Origin of the sequence: Streptomyces sp. NPDC059564 (genome assembly GCF_042735575.1) — a bacterium.
In the GTDB taxonomy this organism is placed as follows: Bacteria; Actinomycetota; Actinomycetes; order Streptomycetales; family Streptomycetaceae; genus Streptomyces.
Genome location: NZ_JBHWBP010000382.1, coordinates 1,145 through 7,144 on the forward strand (window position 1 = coordinate 1,145; position 6,000 = coordinate 7,144).

5 protein-coding genes are annotated in these 6,000 nt (G+C 77.1%); 2 read left to right on the forward strand and 3 right to left on the reverse strand.

What is annotated here, in order from left to right; translation table 11 throughout:
• The 3 genes from ACFV0Q_RS35840 to ACFV0Q_RS35850 all read right to left on the reverse strand — a co-directional run.
• The coding region (locus ACFV0Q_RS35840; RefSeq protein ID WP_385011347.1) for an FAD-binding oxidoreductase at nucleotides 1-1,155 on the reverse strand (1,155 nt) is incomplete at its 3' end.
• Nucleotides 1,156-1,604: 449 nt separating this feature from the next.
• Complete coding sequence (locus ACFV0Q_RS35845; RefSeq protein ID WP_385011349.1) at nucleotides 1,605-2,258, reverse strand: class I SAM-dependent DNA methyltransferase; 654 nt, start codon at nucleotides 2,256-2,258, stop codon at nucleotides 1,605-1,607.
• Between the two features lie 97 nt (nucleotides 2,259-2,355).
• Complete coding sequence (locus ACFV0Q_RS35850) at nucleotides 2,356-3,891, reverse strand: IucA/IucC family protein (protein ID WP_385011355.1); 1,536 nt, start codon at nucleotides 3,889-3,891, stop codon at nucleotides 2,356-2,358.
• Nucleotides 3,892-4,029: 138 nt separating this feature from the next.
• Here ACFV0Q_RS35850 and ACFV0Q_RS35855 point away from each other — a divergent pair, with 138 nt between their 5' ends.
• Together ACFV0Q_RS35855 and ACFV0Q_RS35860 are read left to right on the forward strand one after the other, a co-directional pair.
• Complete coding sequence (locus tag ACFV0Q_RS35855) at nucleotides 4,030-5,574, forward strand: IucA/IucC family protein (protein WP_385011351.1); 1,545 nt, start codon at nucleotides 4,030-4,032, stop codon at nucleotides 5,572-5,574.
• Nucleotides 5,575-5,707: 133 nt separating this feature from the next.
• Nucleotides 5,708-6,000, forward strand: a 293-nt coding sequence (locus ACFV0Q_RS35860; RefSeq protein WP_385011353.1) for a GntR family transcriptional regulator, incomplete at its 3' end; no start/stop codon positions are given.

Below are 6,000 nucleotides of genomic sequence, written 5' to 3' on the forward strand. Positions count from 1 at the left end.
CTCCAGGACGGCGCCGGCCGCGGCCTCCGGCAGCCCGGCCGCGCCCCAGAAGTCGGAGCGGGCGGCGTATGAGTCCCGGCCCAGGCGGCCCTGCGGGTCCCGGCCGGGCAGGCGGCCCGGGAGGCGGCACTGGGCGGGGGTCCGGTCGAGGCAGCCCGCCATGGCCCGCACGGTGTCCCCGTAGCTCCGTACGACGGTCCAGCTGTCCCGGGGCTCCCGCCCCACCAGGCCCGCGAGCCGCGACAGCTCCCGCTCCAGCTCGGCGCGCCCGTCGAGGCACACGACCCGTACGGCGGGCACGGCCCCGCCCCCGCCCCCGCCGCCGGACTCCACCGTGAACTCCACCTGGCTCCAGAACGGATCCGGCAGCCCGCCCAGCCAGCGCTGCCAGCCGCGCAGCACCGCCGGGGAATCGGCGTCGGCCCAGTGCAGTTCGGCGAAGGCGGCGTCGGCGACCGGATGGGTGCGCAGCCGGAACTCGGTGACCACCCCGAAGTTGCCGCCGCCGCCCCCGCGCAGCGCCCAGTACAACTCGGGCTCCTGGCCGGGGCCGACCTCCCGTACCACCCCGTCCGGGGTGACCACCCGGGCGCCGGCGAGCCGGTCGGAGGTGGTTCCGTAGGCCCGAGAGGAGAGACCCAGGCCACCGCCGAGGGCGAGCCCCGCGATCCCGACGGACGGGCACAGCCCGGCGGGGACGCCGAGCCCGCGCGCGGCCAGGGGCCCGTGCACATCGGCGAGCCGGGCGCCCGCGCCGACCCGCACCTCGTTCCCCTCGACCGTGACCCGGGCCATCGCCCCGACGTCGACCACCAGCCCGGCGGCGACGGTGGACCACCCGGCGTAGCCGTGGCCGCCGCCGCGCGGCACCACCGGTGCGCCCGAGCGGCGTGCGAAGTCCAGGCAGACGGACACGTCCCCGGCGTGCGCGGGGTAGGCCACGGCCCCGGGGGCGACGGCGTCGTAGCGGGGCTGGAACAGCTGCCGGGCCTCGGCGTAGTCCCCGTCGCCGGGCAGGACCACCCGACCGTCCACCGCACGGGCGAGCGCCGCGAAGTCGGGGGCGCCCCGCGCGGACCGGTCGGCCGCCGCCCCGACGGAGGCCAGGGCGGCGGCCGCGGTACCGGCGAGGACCCGGCGGCGTGGGATGCTCATCCCACCTTCCTGCCACTGCCCGCCCCGATCGGCGCGAAGGCGGGCCCGCCGCCCGCCGATTGTCAGCCAAACAGATTAAGCCCGCCGCCCCGGGACCCCCGCGGCACTCGCGCAGCCCGTATCCCGCTCGCCGGGGCGCGGCGGGGCCGAGGACCCCCTCTTCCGGCGCCCGCTCCGGCTCCGGACGCGCGGTGCGGGACGGATCCTGTGGGCGTACGACGAGGCGCACGTCGACGCCCTCGCCGCCCCTGTGGGCGTGCGGCTCCGCGAGCGTCACGCCTCCCCGACGATGGCGGTGTCCGTCCGGCTCCCGTCCCCCGCCGACCGCTGCGACGCGGCCCACGAACGCGGCGACCGCCCGCGCCACCACAGTGGCGTGCTCTGCCGCGGCGGGCCGTACCGGAGCGTTTCCCGCCGGACCCCGGATCCGCGCCCCAGCCGAAGCACCCTCACGCGGCCCCCGGCTTGCGGGCCAGGATGAAGCACTGGGGGCCGTTCTCGTGCGCGGCCGGCTGCCGGACCAGGCGGCTCACCTCCGGCAGGCCCGCCTCGCCCAGCAGGCCGGCCATGAGGGGCGGCGGGGTCCGGTACACGTCGAGGTCGACCGGGTGGCCGTAGGCGTGGGCCAGGACGCGGCGCTCGTCGCCGGCCTCGAAGGCGATCAGCGCGTGGCCGCCCGGCGCCAGTACCCGGTCGAACTCCGCGAAGACGGCGGGCAGTTCCCCCGGCGGCGTGTGCCCGGTGGAGCACCAGGCCACGACCCCGCCCAGCACCCCGTCCGCGACGTCCAGCGAGGCCATCCCGCCCACCTCGAACCGCAGCCCCGGATAGCTGCGCCGGGCCACGGCCACCATCGCCGGGGACAGGTCGACGCCGAAGGCCCGTATGCCGAGTGCGTCGAGGTACGCCGCGATCCGGCCCGGGCCGCAGCCGAGGTCGGCGACCGCCCCGCCACCGTCGGCGCGTACGTACTCGGCGAAGGCGCCTAGCACGGCCCGGTCCAGGGGTTCGGCTTCCAGGACCCCCGTCAACAGCCGGGCGTAGTCGACGGCGACGGCGTCGTAGGACGCCCGTACGGCACTCAGGCGCGAGGTCTCTGTCATGCCCCTGAACAGTAGCCCGACCGGCCGCCGCTCTCACCCCCGGTCCGGGCCCCACCGCGCCTGTTCCGCGCCCGTTCCGTCCCCGGCAGCCCTCCCGTCAGCCCCCGGCCAGGGGATGTGGCAGCTCCGCCCACTGGTCCCCGGGCACCCCCGGGCTCAGCCGCATCAGGGTCAGCGCCTTCACCGGCAGCGGCCCGCTCCGCAGCAGCCCGGAGTCGGCCGTCGGCGGCAGGCCGTCCAGTGCCGCGGCCAGGGCTTCGCCGAAGGCCGCCGACGAGCCCGCGGTGGAGGCGAGGGCCCCGGCCGCCAGGGAGCCGAAGAGCTTGCGCCGCAGCACCGTCTCGTCGTCCGTGACGAGCCGCCCCGCCAGCGGCGGCACCGCCAGCCCGTGCCGGGCCAGCCGGGCGGGGCTGATCCGGATGTCGGCGAGGTCGCGGTAGACCAGCCGCAGCGGGGCGCCGTCGGGGGCCAGGACGACGAGGAGGTTCTGGCCGTGCGCCTCCAGCGCCACCCCGAGGTCGAGCACCGTCAGGCACACCGACAGCGCCAGGCGCGCGAACTCCGCCTGCCAGGCGGCGGAACGGGCCAGGGCGGTGCCCGCGAGCGCCGCCACCGGCACGACCCGCTCGCCGGGCCCCGCGTACGCCTCCGGGGCCTCGCGGAGCACCGCCGCCAGGTCCGGGCTGTACGCGGTGGCCGCGCCCAGGGTGCGGGTGATGTGCAGCCGGCCGTCGAGCCGCTCCGTCAGGGCGTGGGCGAACGCGGAGACCACGGCCGCCGTTTCGACGGAGTACGCGGAGATGTCCCGGACGGAGGAGGTCAGCCGGGTGCTGAGCGCCGTCTTCACATGGGCGCCGCCCGCCGCCGGGGCGAGCGTGCGCAGCGCCATCAGCGGATGCGCCGCGAAGGCGGCGGACCGCACCTCCTCGCCCTTCAGGACGTGCTCCGCCTGCCACGGGTGCACCGGCACCAGGATCCGGTCCCCGTCGCGCAGGTGCTCCGGCCACTCCCCGGTCACCAGGCACTCCCGCGCCGGTACGGGGACCAGCCCGAGTTCCACCAGCGGCCGGTGCTCCGGCGCGTAGGCCAGCTGCTCGGACACCGAGAAGCCGGGACGGGAGCGGCAGTTGGGGTGGTAGGGGTGGCCGTCGACCACCCGCTGCTCCCACTCCCAGCCGGTCCGCGGCTCCTCGCGGGGCCCCGTGGGCTGCCCGGCCCGGGACAGGGCCAGGGAGGCGGTGCTGTCGTCCAGTTCGGCGGCGAAGGAAGCCCCGTGCGGCACCCGCAGCGCCCGGACCAGCCGCGCGGCCTGCCCGTACGTCCGCCCGTCGAGCCGCAGCGCGGTGACGCGGGCGTCGGTGGCGTACGGGTCCACGGGCGGCCCCTCCAGCAGCCCGCCCCCGGCCAGCAGCAGGGTGAGCGAGCCCGGCCCGTGCCTTCTGCGCACCACCCACGGCAGCGGTTCGAAGGCCAGCGCCCGCCACAGCCGGGTCAGCACGGCGGCCCGCGCACCGTCCAGCGAGGCCTCGTACGCGGACCCGAGCCCGGGCCGTACGTCGGCCAGCGCGGCGGAGACGGCCTCCTCGGCGGCGGTGGCGGCCGGGGCGCCGGTGGGGGCCGTGGTGCCCGGGATGTGGCCGGGATCGGGGACGTGCGTACTGCGGTCCAGGGTCCCATTCCTTTCGCGTCGCTCTAGCTGATGATCATGTCATCATCGCGGATACTGAAGATCACGGCCGGTGGTCCCACCCGCGGACCTCCGGCGCACCGGATGGACCGAATGGAACCAGTGGACCTCAACTCCGCCGCCGACGCCCGCGCGGCCGCGCCGCTCCTGAACTGCCTGCTGCGGGAGGTGGCCGACGCCGAGGGAGGGGGCGTGCACCGGCTGCGCGGCAGCGGCCGGCTCCTGCGGGTGCGCGGCGGACACCGGCCCGCCGACCCGGCCCTGCGCACGGCGGACGGCTGGCATCCGCTCAGCCACGCGGAACTGGTCAAACTCACCTCCGACGAACTGCGCCAGTACACCGGAGTCACCAACGACGAGCTGCCCGCCGAGATCGCCGACAGCCGCGACACCGTGGCCGTGCTGCTGGCCGCACGGGCCGCCGCCGAACCCCCGCAGGACCCCTACCTGCGCTCCGAGACGGCCCTGGTCATGGGCCATCCGTACCACCCGGCGCCCAAGACGCGGGGCGGTGCGCCCGCCGCGAGCTGGCTCCCGTACGCCCCGGAGGCGTACGCCCGCTTCCCGCTGGTCGTGCTGGGACTGCGCGAGGACCAGGTGGCCGAGGAGGGCGGCAGGGCCGCCGCCGACGCGGTCGACGCGCTGGCCGGGATCCTCGACGGCCCGCGCCCGCCCGCCGGGTACCGGGCGCTGCCCGCCCACCCCTGGCAGCTCGAACTGCTCGCCGGGCGGCCCGCGGTGCGGGAGGCCTTCGCCGACGGGCGGCTGCTGCGGCTCGGCCCGACCCGGCTGCCGGTATGGCCCACCGCGTCGATCCGGACCGTGCACGCCGCCGGGCCGGAGGGCGACCTGTTCGCCAAGTTCAGCCTGGACGTGCGCATCACCAACGACATCCGCCGGCTGTGGCGCCACGACCTGCTGACCCTGCGCCGCACGGACTCCGCCGTCGAGGACGCCTTCGCCGACCTGCGCCGGCGTACGGGATCCGGCGCGGTCTGGCTGTGCGACCGCGGCTACCGCACCGCCGCCTTCGCCTTCGAGGAACTCGCCGTCCTGGTCCGCGACGGCCTGCGCACCCGGGTGGCCGAGGGGGCGACCCCGCTGCTGGCAGCCGCGCTCGCCGAGGACTTCCCCGGCAGCCCGCTCGCGGCCGCGGCCGACCCGGCCGCCTGGTGGCGGGCGTACCTGCGCCATGTCGTGCCTCCGGTACTGGACGTCTTCGCCCGGCACGGGATCGTGCTGGAGGCCCACCTCCAGAACTGCCTGGTCGCGGTCGACGACCGGGGCATGCCGGTGCAGGCCCTCTTCCGCGACGCGGAAGGGGTGAAACTCCCCCGGGACATGCCGCGCGAGGCGGCCTGGCAGCGGCTCGTGTACTGCCTGGTCGTCAACCACCTGGCGGAGGTCGCGGCGACCCTGGCCGAACACCATCCGGAACACGCCGACGGGCTCTGGCCGGCGGTCCGCGAGGAACTGCTGCGCTACGACGCCGCGTACGGGCTCCCGGAGATCGCGGAGCTGCTGGCGGCCCCCGCGGTCCCGGCCAAGACGAACCTGCTGCTGCGCTGGACCCGCGCGGACGGTGCCGACGCGCGGTACCTGCCGCTGGCCAACCCGCTGCGGGGGTAGTGGCGCCCGTCGCGGGAGTGGGATTTGGCCAAGGTGGGCCGGCGGGCGGAACGCCCGTACCGAAAGGTATAGACCAATGCTAGGTTGTCCGGGCAGACCGCGCAGTCCTTGACCACCCGTCAGAGGAGAAGCCATGCCCTCCCCTTCGCGGGGCGGCGGCCAGGCCGTCATGCCCAAGTACCAGCGGATCGCCGCAGCGCTGCGGGACGAACTCGACCGCGCCGCCGCCCACGGATCCGGCGGCCGGCTGCCGTCCGAACGCACCCTGGCCGCCCGCTACGGGGTCAACCGCCAGACCGTCCGCGCCGCGCTCCAGGAGCTGCGCGCCGACGGACTGATCGTCACCGGCCGCCGGGGCACCCGGGCGGCCGGGACGCCGGCGGGCGGGCCTCTGGGCGCGGGCCCCCCGGGCGCCGGGGGCCTGGG